The following is a 14,906-nucleotide window of genomic DNA, read 5'->3' as shown; positions in this document are numbered from 1 at the left end:
TCCCCTGTTGTGTGGGGGGTTGGTGGCTGCGGCCCGCTTTTTGTTTTACCCACAAGTAAACGTAGTTCAATTATTGGGTAAGGCGTGGCGCTATACCAAGTACTTCTGGCGCAATTGGTTGATGTCGGCGTCGGAAAGCCCGATGCCCTGTCGTGCGAAGTTGTCGAAAGAACCGTAGTTCTCTTCGATAGCGTCCCACGACATCTTGAGCCACTCTTTGTCTACCGCGTTCTCGCGATTCAGGTAAGCATTGCTGGCCAGGAAGTCCTGCTCGATAGCTTCGTAACTAACTCCTAGGATAGCCAAGAAGAACGCGGCACCGAGGCCTGTTCGATCTTTGCCCGCACTGCAGTGGAATACAACGGCACCGTCTTCGTATGCGAGGGCTTGGAGGAGATCTTTCCAAGCGGTTCGCGGTGCTTCTCCGGTAATCATCAACTCATAGCCAAGCAGTTGGCCGAAGTACTTCACTTCATCGTCGAAAATCTCTGCATCGTGCGCTTTGATGCTTTCTCCCGCCGCTTCGTAGAACTCCGGTGCATGGCCGTAAAGCTGCTCGCCAGTTGTTGCGACAGGACTTTTCACGAAGCCCAAGCCATTGCGAACATCGATGATGTCCGCTACTTGGTAAGTCACGCTGTCGGGCAAGATATCTGGGGCTTCGTTGCGCTCTTTAATGTTTCGCAAATCGACGACGCGTGTCACGCCTGCCTGCGTCATCCGGTCAAGGTCTTCGTCACTAGGTTCTCGTAAGGCGTTTGACCTGTATCCCAGGCCGCGGCGGATGTGGCGACCGTCCTCGGTCATGATTGGGTTGGCGCTACTGCCCGCTACATCGCGGAAGTTACTGAGCGAGGAAAGTGAGCCGGACTCGATAGGGGCTGGGGATCCGGTTGGCGCTGTGGCGGTTGTAGTCTGCCCGGTGACCTGTGTCTCGGTCGCACTAATTCCTAATGTGGCTGCATTCAACAACGAGGCGTCAGGGCTAGCCGATGCGGCCGATGGGGAAATAGTGCCGAGTGGTAGAAGAAGGGCCGCGGTTAGGGCAGCGGCTTTAGCGCGATAGTTCGCGCGGCTCAGGTTAGTTGTATTCACAGGTGTTGAGGTTAGCGTGCCTCAGGTTTTCGGCAACTTATAAGAAAAGCTCTTTCGTGCATAGCCATGCCCGCACAACAGACCGCTCTGAAACGCGGTAAGAACGTAACAGGGGTACCTGACTGCATTACTCAGAAAAGGCTCTCTACCAGCGCAAATTAGCCAACGCTAATCAAAATCTGAAACATGCCCTAAATATTGCGCAATTTCATAACGTATTTACTTGTTAAATAGGGAATCCTAAGCTAAGGTTGCGCAGGTAATGATTACCTAAGTAAGTGATTGGGTAATGGCGTCTAAGTGACGTTTGCTCAACAATCCTACTGTGACCGAAGGGATGCCTTTCAGTGGCGCGTTCTAACTCCGGCCGTATTCGTAACATTGTAGTCGCATCTGTTGCCAGCTTTGGACTCGTTCTTGGCGCATGTTCAACCGATGGCGGCAACGAGGATAAGTCTGCAGCTGCAGGTAACGAGGCAACTGTTACCGTTACCGACAACCACGGTGAGCAGACCGTACCGGCCGAAATTGACACTGTTGTGGCCACGGACAACCGTTCCTTCGAGATGCTCGATCAGTGGGGCATTAAGCTGGCTGCAGCTCCGAAGGCGATTATCCCGTTTACGGTTTCCGGCTACAAGGACAATCCCGACGTTCAGGACATCGGTAATCACCGCGAGCCGAACCTCGAGATCGTTGCAGCCGCCGACCCGGATCTGATTGTCACCGGTCAGCGTTTCGACAAGTACTACGACGACCTCAAGAAGCTCGCTCCGAACTCCGCCATCGTGGACTTCGAGCCACGCGAGGGCAAGCCGCTGGATGAGGAGCTCAAGCGTCACGCCAAGGGCATGGGCACCGTCTTCGGTAAGGAGAAGGAAGCCGACCAGCTTATCGCGGACTTCGACAAGGCTCTGGAGCGCGCCCGCAAGGCCTACAACCCGGACGTGACGGTCATGGCACTGAACTCGTCGGGCGGCACGCTCGGCTACATTGCTCCGACCGTTGGCCGTACCTTTGGTCCGCTGTTTGACCTGATTGGCATGAAGCCGGCGTTGGAGGTCGACAAGGCCAGCGATGACCACCAGGGTGATGAGATTTCCGCCGAGTCCATCGCTAAGGCGAACCCGGACTTCATCATGGTTCTCGACCGCGATGCTGGCACCTCGGTCCGCGGTACTGATGAGTACCGCTCGGCGCAGTCTGTGGTCGAGGAAGCTGCTCCGCTGAAGAACGTGAAGGCCGTCAAGGAGGGCAAGATCTACTACGCCCCAGAGGACACTTACACCAACGAGTCCATCATCACGTACACGGAGATTCTGAACGAGCTTGCCGACGCCTTCGAGCAGGCCTAATAGTTCTCTGACCAGTCACAGGAGTACCTCACCAACTCTATGCAGAAGTTACTGGAACCCCGATTAGCCATTGGGATTGCCTTCGTGGCAGTCCTGGTGGCTATGTCGCTGTTTGTAGGTCAATACGACATCCTGGGCGCCGACGACGGCTGGGAGATGTTCGCCACTACGCGTATTCCGCGCACCATTGCACTAGTGCTCTCGGGTGCCGCGATGGCGATGTGTGGCCTGGTCATGCAGCTGCTTACACACAACAAGTTCGTCGAACCCACCACCACGGGAACCACGGAATGGGCTGGTCTTGGCCTAATTTTCGTAATGTATTTCTTCCCCTCGGCGTCGTTGCTCGGCCGGATGAGCGGCGCGATTATCTTCGCTTTCATCGGCACAGCAGTGTTCTTCCTGTTCTTGCGCCGAGTGACTTTGAAGTCGAGCCTGGTCGTGCCCATTGTGGGCATCATGCTGGGCGCGGTAGTCAGTTCGATTTCGACTTTCTTTGCGTTGCAGACAGACATGCTGCAGTCACTGAGCGTCTGGTTCGCAGGCTCCTTCACTGATATTTATAAAGGGCAGTACGAATTCCTGTGGCTGGTCGTCATTGTGGTCGCAATCGTCTTCGTATTCAGTGATCGGCTGACGGTTGCGGGGCTTGGTGAGGATATTGCGACCAACGTAGGCCTGAACTACAAGCGAATCGTGTTCCTGGGCACGGGACTAATCGCTATTGCAACAGGCCTGGTCACAGTAGTGGTGGGTAACCTGCCGTTCCTGGGTCTTATCGTCCCGAATATCGTCTCCATGTTCCGTGGCGATGATCTGCGCTCCAACCTGCCGTGGGTGTGCCTGGTGGGAATTGGCACCGTGACAATCGCGGACCTGATTGGCCGCGTCATTATCGCCCCGTTCGAGATACCGGTATCGGTGATTCTCGGCATCCTGGGAGCTGCCATTTTCGTCTATCTGATTGTGGAGCGGCGTCGTGCTTAATCTCAGTTCAACTCACACGGTGGCCGACCAGGCTGGAACGCAAACGACGTCGTTTAGCACGGGTGCCTCGGCACGCAGGTACTGGATCATCATTGCTGTTCTAGCTGGCTTGGCGACGTTGTTTACCGCGGGCCTGCTCGCGTGGGACAACCCGTTGCCATTCGGTACGGATGGCTTTTGGCTGATTGCACGTCGACGTCTCGACGCCGTAATTGCCATGATCGTGGTTGCCTGCTGCCATGCCGTCGCGACAGTGGCGTTCCAGTCGATTGCGAATAACCGAATTATTACGCCGTCGATTATGGGTTTTGAAGCGCTGTACGTGGCTATTAGTACCGTTGCGGTGTACTTCTTCGGGGCGACGGGTCTGATGACTGCCAACTCGGTTGGGGCGTTTGTGCTGCAGCTCGTACTGATGGTGGGGCTGTCGCTTGTGCTGTATGCGTGGCTGCTGACTGGGCAGGGCGCGGATATGCACAGCATGCTGCTGGTGGGCATTGTCATCGGTGGCGGGCTGGCTTCGCTGTCGACGTTCATGCAGCGCATGCTGACGCCTTCGGACTTTGATCTGCTGACGGCGCGGCTGTTCGGGTCGGTCAACAACGCCGATCCGGAGTTTTTCCCGGTGGCGATTCCGCTGGTGATAGTGGCAATCGTGGTGATTGCACTGCATTCGCGGGCGCTCAATGTCATGTCGCTGGGGCGTGAAGTCGCGACGAATCTGGGCGTGAACTACCAGGTTCGGTCCATCACTGTGCTGGTTGCGGTGGCAGTGCTGATGGCAGTATCGACGGCTATGGTCGGCCCGATGACCTTCCTCGGCTTCCTGGTCGCGACCATTGCGTACCAGGCTGCGGATACCTATGACCACCGCTTTGTACTGCCGATGGCGGCGCTGATTGGCTACGTCACACTTGCCAGTGCGTATTTCATCCTCAACCACGTTTTCTATGCCCAGGGCGTGGTGTCCATCATCATCGAGCTGGTTGGCGGTTCGATCTTCCTCTACGTCGTTTTGAAGAAGGGACGGCTATGATTCTCCTCGATAGTGTGCGCAAGAGCTATACCAGCGAGGTGTCAATTGGCCCCGTTGACCTGGAAATTCCAACCAACGCGATTACGGCTCTGATCGGCCCGAACGGTGCAGGCAAGTCCACGCTCTTGACTATGATTGGCCGCCTCCTTGCGGTCGATTCGGGCGACATCAACGTCGGCCCATACAACGTGGGCAAGACCAAGTCGAAGGATCTGGCGAAGGTGCTGTCGATCCTGCGCCAGGACAACCACTTCGTCACGCGTCTCACCGTGCGCCAGCTGGTCAGCTTCGGGCGCTTCCCGTACAGCCAGGGGCGCCTGACCGCCGAGGACGAGCGCATCATTTCCCAGTACATCGAGTTCCTCAATCTTGAGGCGCTCCAAAGCCGCTACCTCGACGAGCTCTCCGGCGGTCAGCGTCAGCGCGCGTATGTCGCAATGGTGCTCTGTCAGGAGACGGATTACGTGCTTCTCGACGAGCCGTTGAACAACCTGGACATTTCCCATTCGGTCGACATCATGTCGTACCTGCGCACTGCAGTGCGCGAGTTGGGTCGCACCATGGTGGTGGTGTTGCATGACATCAATTTCGCGGCTCGCTACGCCGATTACATCTGTGCGGTCAAGGATGGCCAGATTGTTGAGCACGGCCCAACCGCAGAGCTGATGCGTTCGGAGGTTCTGAGCCCAATCTTCAATACCCAGATTGACATCGTCCAGGGGCCGCACGGCCCGGTCGCCTGCTACGGCTCTTAAGGCAATTCCTGGCCGGCCCCACGCAGCCGATACAATCTAGCCTCATGAATATTACTGCTGCCGTTGACGGTTCTGCCCTGCACAATCCCGGACCTGCCGGGTGGTGCTGGTATATCGACGACAGCTGCTGGGCCGCCGGCGGATGGAAAGAGGGAACCAACAACCGCGGGGAGCTCACCGCTCTTGCCGAGCTTCTCCGCGCCACCGCGCACATCCCCGACGAGCCGCTTTTCGTACTGTGCGATTCGCAGTACGTGATCAACTCCGTCACTAAGTGGATGCCGGGATGGAAGCGCAAGGGCTGGAAGAAGCGCGACGGCAAACCTGTCCTTAACGTCGACATTTTGCAGGACATCGACCAGCTTCTCGTGGGCCGCAACATTCACCTCGAGTGGGTCAAGGGACACTCTGGCCACGACATGAACGAGGCCGCTGATCAGCGTGCCCGCGCCGCCGCCACCGCGTATCAGAAGGGCACCGCCGTGCCGGAGGGGCCGGGTTTCGGCGGTGCGGGGAGTCGCGTCCAAACCAACAGCTCGCATCCGAAGAGCGCGCCCGCCGCCACCGCCACGCCTGCTTCCGACTCTAGGGCGCCCAAGACCGCAACCTTCGAGCAAGAAGGCCTCTTTGACCTCGCCGTCGACACCACCGTGACGCCCGAGGATGCCGCCAAGACCGCGCTCACCGTTTTCCGCCGCGCTGCACATCGCGCTGAGCAGGGCAACGCCCGCGCACTCAAGGCATTGCTTAACGACGCCCTGGGCGCCAACCTCGCGGTGCCAGACGGGCTTTCGGATGCCGAGCATGAGCTGCGCGTCGAGGGAACCACCGCCACCGCGCAGTTCACCACCGACGACTGGGTTGGCCTGGCTGTCTGGGATTTGTCCGAGGCAGTGGGGAAGGCCACAGGTTCCGCACGTTTGCTGGGCTGGAATGTGGGCAGGTCTTAGCAGTAGTATGAAAGTTTGGTCTTTTAGGTAGACCGCCAGGCAATCCGGGGTTACTGGTAGCCTGAAAACACATAAATTCTTTTACTCATTACATATAAGGAGCTCCGACTTCATGGCTGAGCACGAAGGTCCTCGTTCCGGCGAAGGCCGAGGAAATCGCGGAAACCGCGGGTCTAACCGTTCCCATGGTCGTGGTGAGGGCGGCTTTAACGGACGCAACCGCAACGATCGTCGTGGACAGGGCGGTGGCCCAGGTGGTCGTGGCCGTGGCGGTCACGGTGGTCATGGCGGTAACCGCGATTCCCGTGGTTCGCGGGGCTTCCGTCGTGATGATCGCGATGATCGTGACTTTAACCGCGGCGACCGCAATGAACGCAGTGAACGCGGTGGCCGTGGCGACCGCAATGAGCGTCGCGGCCCGGGCGGACGCGGTGGCCAGGGAGGCCGCAACTTCGACCGTCGCGGTGGCAGGCCACGTCGTTCCAACCGTGGTGGCCGCTTTCAGGATGAGAAGCGTACGCACCGCACCGGCCCGCAGCGCCCTGGTTTCCGCGAAGAGCGCATTGAGGCTCGCAAGAACGAGCCGAAGCTGCCAGATGACATTCGCGCAGACGAGCTCGACCCGAGCGTGCGCCAGGATCTGAAGAGCCTGGCTAAGGACAACGCCGACAAGGTTGCTCGTCACATGATCATGTCCGCAATCCTGATGGCTGAAGACCCTAAGCGTGCTCTGGAGCACGCCCGCGCAGCGAAGGACCGCGCAGGTCGCGTCGGTGTCGTTCGTGAGACCGCTGGTGTTGCCGCTTACCACGCAGGTGAGTGGAAGGAAGCCCTGGCGGAGCTGCGTGCTGCTCGCCGTATCTCCGGTGGCCCGGGCATGCTCGCGGTCATGGCTGATTGTGAGCGCGGCCTCGGCCGCCCAGAGAAGGCCATTGAGCTGGCTCGCTCCGAGGAAGCCAAGGAGCTGGACAACGAGTCCAAGACTGAGCTGGCTATCGTCGCCGCAGGTGCTCGCCGCGATATGGGCCAGATTGATGAGGCTCTGGTTGAGCTGGAGACCCAGGATCTGAACCCGGATCGCGAGGACTTCGAAGCAGCTCGTCTGTTCTACGCCTACGCTGATGCGCTGGCCGAGGCCGGTCGTAAAGACGATGCCAAGGTGTGGTTTACCCGCTGCGCCAAGATCGATGTGGACCAGATGCTCGATGCTCGCGAGCGCATCGAAGAGCTGAACAAGTAATCAGCCCGGCCGCCCGGTTCGTAGAACCAGCCACCGCTGGCGCACCGCTGACGCAATCCAGCTGCGCATCTACAATTCGTCGTAAAGCGTTCCTATTTCGTAAAAGGAGAAATGCACCTCATGGCTTCTGTCGCTTCTTCCTATGATGCCGCTCTGCTGGATCTGGATGGCACGATTTACGAGGGCGGCGCGGCGATTCCGAACGCGCTGGAGGGGCTGACCGAGGCGGCGCTGCCGATGGTGTTTATTACGAACAACGCCTCGCGCGCGCCGCAGACGGTGGCGGATCAGCTCAATGGGCTGGGCTATGACGTTCACGCGGAGGATGTGATGACGTCGGCGCAGGCGGCCATCGAGATGGCGGCGGAGGTCATTGAGCCGGGTTCAAATGTTTTCGTGTTGGGCGCGGAGTCGTTTAAGCAGTTGGCTCGTGAGGCGGGGTACACCGTGGTGGATTCCGCTGATGACAGCCCTGCGGCGGTGTTCCAGGGGCTCAACCGTGAGATGACGTGGAAGCAGATGTCGGAGGCGGCGCTGGCGGTGTCGCGAGGTGCGCGCTTCCTGGTGTCGAATTTGGATACGACGTTGCCGTCGGAGCGCGGTTTCCTGGTTGGCAATGGTTCGGTTGCTGCGGCGATTTCGACGACCACGGGCGTGGCGCCGCTGTCGGCGGGTAAGCCGAAGCCGCCGATGTTCATTAAGGCGGCGGAGCGTGTGGGCGCGAAGAAACCGCTGGCGATTGGGGACCGCCTGGATACAGACATCGCGGGCGGCAACGCTGCGAAGGTAGACACGTTTATGGTGGTCACCGGCGTTTCCACGCATATGGATGTCGTCGCAGCGCCGCCTGAGCACCGCCCGACGCTTATCGGTGCTGACATGACCGCGCTGAATCGTGAACTGGATCAGGCACGTCCGGCTCCGCAGGCTGGTTTCACCGCGCGTTACGACGACGCGGAGGCCGGTGTCATCGTTCTTTCTGGCGGTGACAGGGAAGATCCTCGGTTGGCGAACCCAGCGGAGGCCGCGGTGGCGGCGCTGCTGACGGTCGCGGATGCGGTGTGGAACTCTGAGGCTGGTCGTGCTGGCGCGGTCGAGGTCGCGCAGGTCCGCGCGGAGGGCCCGGCTGCTGAGGCGGCGCTGGCTGCCTGGCGGAAGTGATAGCCGATGAGTGAGGTTGCACCGAAGCCGGGGCAAGGGCTGGGGCAGGGGTCTGGTGTTGGTCCGGTGCCGGGACCGAAACCGGGTCCTGCATCTGTACCGAGCCCTGCGCCTAGCCCGGCAGCGATGCCCGGTGCGCGTGAGGTTACTCCGGAGCAGGTTCGCGAGCAGGTGGCGGCAGCATTGTCCGCGCCTGCGCCGACTCCGCAGGAGAGAGTCGCGCAGTTTGAGCGGGCGCATGAGATTTTGTATGAGGCCCTGGGCTCGTCACGCAGGGAAGGAAAGTGAACGCGGTGGCAAAGAAAGCTCCTAAGCGCAGGCTCGATGCGGAGCTGGTGCGAAGGAAGATTGCTCGCTCCCGTGAAGCGGCAGTGGACATGATTAAGGCCGGCCGAGTGGAGGTCGGTGGTTTTGTCGCCTCCAAGCCCGCGACTGCGGTGACAGGCGATGTGTCCATTCGCGTCAGTGGCCTGGAAGAAGACGAGAACTGGGCTTCGCGCGGTGCGCACAAGCTGCTCGGGGCACTGGAGGCTTTCGAGCCACAGGGTCTGGACGTGAAGGGCCGGAAGGTGTTGGATGCCGGTGCCTCCACGGGCGGCTTCACCGATGTGTGTTTGCGTCGCGATGTCGAGACTGTCTACGCCGTCGATGTCGGCTACGGTCAGCTGATTTGGCGCCTGCAGGATGACCCGCGGGTGGTTGTGCTCGACCGAACTAACGTCCGCACGCTGACCCCGGAGATTCTCGGCGGCACGGCCGATGTCATGGTGGGCGATCTGTCGTTTATTTCTTTGAAGCTGGTCCTGCCTGCGATTGTCTCCTGCCTCGATGACGGAGCTGACCTGCTGCCGATGGTCAAACCACAGTTCGAGGTAGGTAAGGAGCGGCTTGGCTCCGGTGGTGTCGTGCGCAGCGATGCGCTGCGCCAGGAAGTTGTCCAGGAAGTCGCCGAATACGCCCGCACGCTGGGGCTGTCCTTCCGCGCAGCCGTGGCCAGCCCGCTGCCGGGTCCGAGCGGCAACGTGGAGTTCTTCCTGTGGCTGGTGAAAGACGGCGGCGCCAGCGATATCGGTGATGAGGCTATGGCGGCGGCCATCGCTAAGGCTGTTGAGGAGGGGCCGCATAATGGCTAGCGCGAAGACCAGCTCACCGACCAGCGCCAAAACGAGCTCACGGGATAGCAAGCCCAAGACCAGCGCCGGCAAGCGCGAGATCCTACTGGTCCCGCACACCGGCCGCAGCGCCAACCTGGAAATGGCCGCCGAGGCCGCCGAGCTGCTTGAGGCCGCGGGTATCGATATCCGCGTGCTGGCCGGTAAAAACCCGGAGGCGCTGGCCGCGCACCCAACGCTCGGTAAGTACCCGCGATACTGGCATTCCCCGCAGGCGGCGTCGGGATGCGAACTCGTCCTCGTCCTCGGCGGCGACGGCACCTTCCTGCGTGCCGCAGATATCGCGCACTCGGCTGACCTGCCGGTGCTCGGCATCAACATGGGGCACGTCGGCTTCCTCGCCGAGTGGGAGCAGGAGTCCATGACGGAGGCGATTAGCCGCGTCATTAAGCGTTCCTGGCGTATCGAAGACCGCATGACCATCCGAGCCACTGTCCGTGACACCACCGGCCGCGTGATCGGCTCGGGCTGGGCGCTGAATGAAGTCAGCATCGAAAACGTCAACCGTCGCGGCGTGCTGGATGTCATCTTGGAAGTCGATGGTCGCCCGGTGAGTTCTTACGGCTGCGATGGCGTGCTCATTTCCACGCCAACCGGTTCCACCGCCTACGCCTTTTCCGCAGGTGGGCCCGTGCTCTGGCCGGAACTCGACGCCATGCTGGTCGTGCCCAACAACGCCCACGCGTTGTTCTCCCGCCCGCTGGTGATCTCCCCGCACTCGACCATCGCCATTGAGACCAACCACGACACCGCCGAGGCGGTCGCGGTGCTCGACGGCTTCCGCAACATCACCATGCCGCCGGGCAGCCGCATTGAAATCGAGCGCGGCGCGCAGCCGGTGCGCTGGGTGCGTCTGGACGATCAGCCGTTCGCCGATCGGCTGGTGCACAAGTTCCGCTTGCCGACGTCCGGGTGGCGCGGCCCCGCCGAAGCTCAATAGCCCCTAAACACGGCAGACGAGACCCGACACTTCAAGGGAAGGACTGATTGCAGGCGCCATGCTGACTGAGATTTCCATCCGCGACCTCGGCGTTATCCCCGACGCGACGCTTGAATTCAGCCCAGGCCTCACTGTACTGACAGGTGAAACCGGTGCGGGTAAGACCATGGTGGTCACCAGCCTCAAGTTGCTCTGTGGCGCGCGTGCCGACGCCGGCCGCGTGCGCACCGGCGCAGACAAGGCCCTGGTGGAAGGCCGCGTGTCCACCGAACACCTCTCGGAGGAAGAGTCCACCACCATCGATGCGGTGGTCTCCGAACTCGGCGGCGAGCGCGATGAGAACGATGAGTACCTGCTTGCCCGTCAGGTCTCTGCGAAGGGACGCTCCCGGGCGTGGGTTGGTGGCCGCAGTGCGTCGGCTGCTGCACTGGCGGATGTCTCCACGCGACTGATTGCGATTCACGGCCAGAATGATCAGCTGCGCCTGCAGAGTGCCGATGAGCAGCGTGCGGCCATCGACCGCATGGATGCCGAGACTATCGCGCCGACGCTGGAAACTCACCGTCAGCAGCGCGCACACTGGCGCTCCCTGGTCAAAGAACTGGAAGAGAAGACCTCTAAGCGCCGCGAGTTGGCCATGCGTGCCGACCAACTCAGCTTCGCCATCGAGGAAATCGACGCAGTCTCGCCCGAACCAGATGAGGACCAGGACCTGGCCTTCCAGATTCGCCGTATGCAGGATCTGGATGGTCTCCGCGACGCCGCCGCTGTGGCGCTTGCCGCCATCGACGGTGCCGCCGCCGTGGGCGTGACCGGTATGGATGCCGCCACCGAGGACTCCGGAGCCGCCGAACTTCTCGGTGCCGCAGCAAATGAGCTCGCCGCCGCAGACGACGAGGAACTCACCGAGTTTTCTAACCAGCTCAATGAACTGACCAGCCAGCTCTCCGAAATCTCCGCTGGTCTCGGCGCGTTTCTCTCTGGCCTGCCGGAGGAAACCGAGTCCCTGGACAAACTCATGCAGCGCCAGGTGGAGATTAAGAATCTCACCCGCAAGTACGCCCCGGATATCGCAGGTGTGCTGGCTTGGCGGGATAAGGCGGAGCGCAAGCTCGCCACGCTGGATGTCTCCGGCGAAGCGCTGGACAAGCTCACCGCGGAGATCAAAACCGCGGAGAAGAAGCTCGGCACCACCGCGCGGAAGCTCTCCAAGGCCCGTGCAAAGGCCGCGAAGCACCTGGAAGAGGCCGTGACCAAGGAACTCACGGGCTTGGCCATGCCACACACTTCGCTGGTGGTGGAGATCACCAAGGCCGACACCTTTGGCCCCGCTGGCGTGGACAACATCGAGTTCAAGCTCCGTGCCCACGAAGGTGCCGAGCCGCGTCCGCTGGCCTCCTCCGCATCCGGCGGTGAGCTCTCCCGCATCATGCTGGCCTTGGAAGTTGTCCTCGCCGAAGGACAGGCCGGGCACACGATGGTTTTCGATGAGGTCGATGCCGGTGTTGGTGGGCGCGCGGCTGTGGAAATTGGCAAGCGCCTGAAGCAGTTGGCGGTGAATAACCAGGTGATCGTCGTCACGCACTTGCCTCAGGTGGCGGCGTTTGCGGATACCCACTTGGTGGTCAGCAAGGATGCGCGTTCGGGTGCGGTGTCGTCGAAGGTGACGAGCCTGGGTGATGAGGAGCGGATTGACGAGCTCGCGCGGATGATGGCGGGTTTGGACGATTCCGACTCCGGACGTGCGCACGCGCAAGATCTTCTGGATCAAGCTCGGCGCGCCTTCTCGGCCAAGTAGCTGCACTTATGTTTCACTAAGTGCCATGAGTCTGTTCTCTCGGAACGAAAAAGATCTTCCTGGCATTTCGGGGACTGTGCGGGATGGTTCCCGCCTGGATCGTGCGCTCAAGCGCATGGGCGAAGGCGACATCGTGGTGATCGATGCGCCGGATATCTCGCGTCCACTGGCACAGCAGTTGATTGATGCCAAGGTCGCCGCAGTGGTGAACACCGGTGCGTTTACCACGGGGTTTGTGCCGAATTACGGCCCGCAGATGATGCGCGACGCCGACATCCAGATGGTGCAGAGCGTCGGTGACGAGGTCTTTGAGAAGCTCAAGGACGGCAAGAACGGCAGGCTTGACGACGGCAAGCTCTACCACGGTGACCGCCTGATCGGACAGGGCGACGCAGTCGACCAGGACGAGCTCGAGCGCGCCTTTGATGAGGGCCGCACCAGCATGGTCGACCGTCTGGAGGCTCTCTCCGGCAACTTGGTGGAGTTCGCCAAGACCGAGTCTCCGCTCTACATCGATGGCTTGGGCATTCCGGACGAGACAGAGCCGCTGCGTGGCCGCAAGGTCGTTGTGGTCAGCCCTGGTGAGGGACACCGCAAGACGCTGGAAGACCTAAAGAACTTCATCCGCGAGTACGAGCCGCTGCTCATCGGCGTCGATGCAGGTGCCGACACGCTCTTTGATCTCAAGTACCAGCCGGACTACATCATCGGTGATCCGGAGAACATCAATTCCGAGGCGCTGCGGTCTGCCGGTTGTGTGATCCTGCCTGCCGACCCGGACGGTCACGCGGTGGGCCTTGAGCGCATTCAGGACCTTGGCATTGGCGCCATGACGTTCCCGGCGCTGTCCGATTCCGCCACTGACCTGGCGTTGGTCTTCGCCGCGCATCACGATGCCGACATGGTTGTCTCCGTCGGTGCCTCGCAGAACATCGACAGCATTTACCACGCTGAGAATCAGAGCGGCGTGCCGTCGGCGCTGCTGTCGCGTTTGAAGGTCGGGGAGAAGCTTGTCGACGGTCGCATGGTCGCCGACCTCTACCAGGTAAACAGCCGTGGTTTCGGTGTGGCCTGGGCAATCCTGGCTATCTTTGTCGCCGTTGCGGTGATTTTCGCTATCGCTGGTACCTCCGGTGATGGTTCTGTCAGCGAGAATCTGATCGATACCTGGAACTCCATTGCACTGTGGTTCCAAGGGTTGTTTAAGTAGTTTTAGCGGTATTAGAGCACTACGAGCGCCTAATGCTCTCGGCTGTCAGAGCTGATTGAGGCGTCGGCGAAAGGAAAAAGGGACAGGCGATGGCGAAGAAGCGCAGGAGCGGGAAGTTTACAGCCGGTGTGACAGGCGCTGCCCTCGGTGTTGCGGCAGGTGCTGCGCTGGGTGCTTATGTGCTGAACCCCGCTGGTGCTGGCATTGATTTCGGCACTGGTGCCGCCTCTGAGCGCGATGCCGCTGTCGTACGTGCCGATGCGCAGCAAGCGCGTGCCGATGAAGCCAACCGCATCATCGAGCCCATCGTCGGGGAGATCGTCAAGGACGCTTTGAAGGATGTACCCGTCCTTGTTGTCGTCACTCCCGATGCCACGGATGAGCAGCTTGCGGGGGTTTCCGAGACGCTGCGCGCTGCTGGTGCTCCGGACGCGGGCGTGCTGAAGCTGACCGATAAGTTCCTCTCTTCCGCTGGTGCGGATGAGCTGAAGGACACGGTTTCTACCTCGCTGCCGGCTGATGTGCAGCTGGATCCGGAGCGACGCGAGCCGGGCCGCCAGGCTGGCCAGGCGTTGGCTCCGGTGTTGGAGCTGGATAAGGATGGGGGAGAGCGAGCTTCCGCTGCTGACCGGAAGCTACTTCTGGAGGCTCTGAAGGGCGGCGGGTTCGTCGAGTACGAGGAGGGGACGTTGCGCCCGGCTGCTGGCATTGTGATTGTTGGTAATCACGGCACTGTCTCACGCGCTGCGATTGATAAGGGCGAGGACCCGGAGTTCGGTGCTGGACTGGTTGCGGATCTGGCTGTGGCGCTTGCTGAGGGCTTTGGTGCTGGTGATGACGTGGCTGGTCACGTTGTGGTGGGGACAGATGGCTTTGGCCGTGAAGGTGTCAGTGCTCTGCCTGATGAGCGTTGGGGCGCCGACCCTGCCGTGAAGCGTGTGGACGCTGTGTCGGATGCTGCGGGGCAGGTTGGGGTTGTTGGGGAGCTAAAAAGGTAAAAAGTTTAGTATTAGTCTGCTGGTCTTTAATTAATATTTTTTCCAGATTCACGTACCAGTATTTGAGAAGAACTGTTTGCGGCGGGGCTATCTTTAATTTTTTAGGCATTAAGGTGAGTAAAGATTGGGTAATATATTCTATCGGGTCGGTCCGACGCCTGATTATATTTACGATAAATATACTCGAATTATCGCCGAATCGTCATATT

At 60.5% G+C, this 14,906-nt stretch carries 14 protein-coding genes; 13 read left to right on the top strand and 1 reads right to left on the bottom strand.

The window, feature by feature from the left end:
* Positions 1–90 precede the first annotated feature (90 nt).
* Complete coding sequence (locus CORAM0001_RS11090) at positions 91–1,095, bottom strand: tyrosine-protein phosphatase (RefSeq protein WP_081451119.1); 1,005 nt, start codon at positions 1,093–1,095, stop codon at positions 91–93.
* 347 nt (positions 1,096–1,442) lie between these two features.
* Here CORAM0001_RS11090 and CORAM0001_RS08125 point away from each other — a divergent pair, with 347 nt between their 5' ends.
* The 13 genes from CORAM0001_RS08125 (at position 1,443) to CORAM0001_RS08070 (ending at position 14,697) form a co-directional block, all read left to right on the top strand.
* Positions 1,443–2,450: a siderophore ABC transporter substrate-binding protein gene (locus tag CORAM0001_RS08125; RefSeq protein WP_005511302.1), complete on the top strand. Its 1,008-nt coding sequence runs from the start codon at positions 1,443–1,445 to the stop codon at positions 2,448–2,450.
* Between the two features lie 39 nt (positions 2,451–2,489).
* Positions 2,490–3,437: an ABC transporter permease gene (locus tag CORAM0001_RS08120; RefSeq protein WP_005511296.1), complete on the top strand. Its 948-nt coding sequence runs from the start codon at positions 2,490–2,492 to the stop codon at positions 3,435–3,437.
* Positions 3,430–4,473: an iron chelate uptake ABC transporter family permease subunit gene (locus CORAM0001_RS08115; RefSeq protein WP_081451118.1), complete on the top strand. Its 1,044-nt coding sequence runs from the start codon at positions 3,430–3,432 to the stop codon at positions 4,471–4,473. Before CORAM0001_RS08120 ends, CORAM0001_RS08115 begins: the two co-directional genes overlap by 8 nt.
* Complete coding sequence (locus CORAM0001_RS08110; protein WP_005511226.1) at positions 4,470–5,228, top strand: iron ABC transporter ATP-binding protein; 759 nt, start codon at positions 4,470–4,472, stop codon at positions 5,226–5,228. The genes CORAM0001_RS08115 and CORAM0001_RS08110 overlap by 4 nt, the downstream gene beginning before the upstream one ends.
* A 44-nt stretch (positions 5,229–5,272) precedes the next feature.
* Positions 5,273–6,178: an RNase H family protein gene (locus tag CORAM0001_RS08105; protein ID WP_005511261.1), complete on the top strand. Its 906-nt coding sequence runs from the start codon at positions 5,273–5,275 to the stop codon at positions 6,176–6,178.
* Positions 6,179–6,272: 94 nt separating this feature from the next.
* Positions 6,273–7,418 carry a hypothetical protein gene (locus CORAM0001_RS08100; protein WP_425265865.1) on the top strand — a complete coding sequence of 382 codons (1,146 nt, stop codon included), beginning with the start codon at positions 6,273–6,275 and terminating at the stop codon, positions 7,416–7,418.
* 120 nt (positions 7,419–7,538) lie between these two features.
* On the top strand, positions 7,539–8,579 hold the full coding sequence (locus CORAM0001_RS08095) for an HAD-IIA family hydrolase (RefSeq protein WP_005511288.1): 1,041 nt from the start codon (positions 7,539–7,541) through the stop codon (positions 8,577–8,579).
* 6 nt (positions 8,580–8,585) lie between these two features.
* On the top strand, positions 8,586–8,867 hold the full coding sequence (locus CORAM0001_RS11085) for a hypothetical protein (protein WP_005511229.1): 282 nt from the start codon (positions 8,586–8,588) through the stop codon (positions 8,865–8,867).
* A 5-nt stretch (positions 8,868–8,872) separates the two neighbouring features.
* On the top strand, positions 8,873–9,712 hold the full coding sequence (locus CORAM0001_RS08090; RefSeq protein WP_005511300.1) for a TlyA family RNA methyltransferase: 840 nt from the start codon (positions 8,873–8,875) through the stop codon (positions 9,710–9,712).
* Positions 9,705–10,691, top strand: a complete 987-nt coding sequence (locus CORAM0001_RS08085) for an NAD kinase (RefSeq protein ID WP_005511257.1) — start codon at positions 9,705–9,707, stop codon at positions 10,689–10,691. The genes CORAM0001_RS08090 and CORAM0001_RS08085 overlap by 8 nt, the downstream gene beginning before the upstream one ends.
* A gap of 58 nt (positions 10,692–10,749) precedes the next feature.
* Entirely contained in the window at positions 10,750–12,489 is a 1,740-nt protein-coding gene (gene recN / locus CORAM0001_RS08080) for a DNA repair protein RecN (protein ID WP_005511222.1), read from the top strand.
* A 25-nt stretch (positions 12,490–12,514) separates the two neighbouring features.
* On the top strand, positions 12,515–13,699 hold the full coding sequence (steA, locus tag CORAM0001_RS08075; RefSeq protein WP_040361640.1) for a putative cytokinetic ring protein SteA: 1,185 nt from the start codon (positions 12,515–12,517) through the stop codon (positions 13,697–13,699).
* 89 nt (positions 13,700–13,788) lie between these two features.
* A complete protein-coding gene (locus tag CORAM0001_RS08070; RefSeq protein ID WP_005511253.1) occupies positions 13,789–14,697 on the top strand; it encodes a copper transporter in 909 nt (302 codons plus the stop codon).
* Positions 14,698–14,906: the final 209 nt, after the last annotated feature.

The sequence above is a fragment of the Corynebacterium amycolatum SK46 genome, from assembly GCF_000173655.1.
GTDB lineage: Bacteria > Actinomycetota > Actinomycetes > Mycobacteriales > Mycobacteriaceae > Corynebacterium > Corynebacterium amycolatum_A.
This window is presented reverse-complemented; position numbering and strand designations above follow the sequence as displayed.

What these genes read in the sequence shown, in the direction of transcription:
- CORAM0001_RS08110 (WP_005511226.1), top strand. Translation starts at nt 4,470, where the DNA reads ATGATTCTCCTCGATAGTGTGCGCAAGAGCTATACCAGCGAGGTGTCA.
- CORAM0001_RS08095 (WP_005511288.1), top strand. Translation starts at nt 7,539, where the DNA reads ATGGCTTCTGTCGCTTCTTCCTATGATGCCGCTCTGCTGGATCTGGAT.
- CORAM0001_RS08070 (WP_005511253.1), top strand. Translation starts at nt 13,789, where the DNA reads ATGGCGAAGAAGCGCAGGAGCGGGAAGTTTACAGCCGGTGTGACAGGC.
- recN (WP_005511222.1), top strand. Translation starts at nt 10,750, where the DNA reads ATGCTGACTGAGATTTCCATCCGCGACCTCGGCGTTATCCCCGACGCG.
- CORAM0001_RS08120 (WP_005511296.1), top strand. Translation starts at nt 2,490, where the DNA reads ATGCAGAAGTTACTGGAACCCCGATTAGCCATTGGGATTGCCTTCGTG.
- steA (WP_040361640.1), top strand. Translation starts at nt 12,515, where the DNA reads ATGAGTCTGTTCTCTCGGAACGAAAAAGATCTTCCTGGCATTTCGGGG.
- CORAM0001_RS11085 (WP_005511229.1), top strand. Translation starts at nt 8,586, where the DNA reads ATGAGTGAGGTTGCACCGAAGCCGGGGCAAGGGCTGGGGCAGGGGTCT.
- CORAM0001_RS08085 (WP_005511257.1), top strand. Translation starts at nt 9,705, where the DNA reads ATGGCTAGCGCGAAGACCAGCTCACCGACCAGCGCCAAAACGAGCTCA.
- CORAM0001_RS08105 (WP_005511261.1), top strand. Translation starts at nt 5,273, where the DNA reads ATGAATATTACTGCTGCCGTTGACGGTTCTGCCCTGCACAATCCCGGA.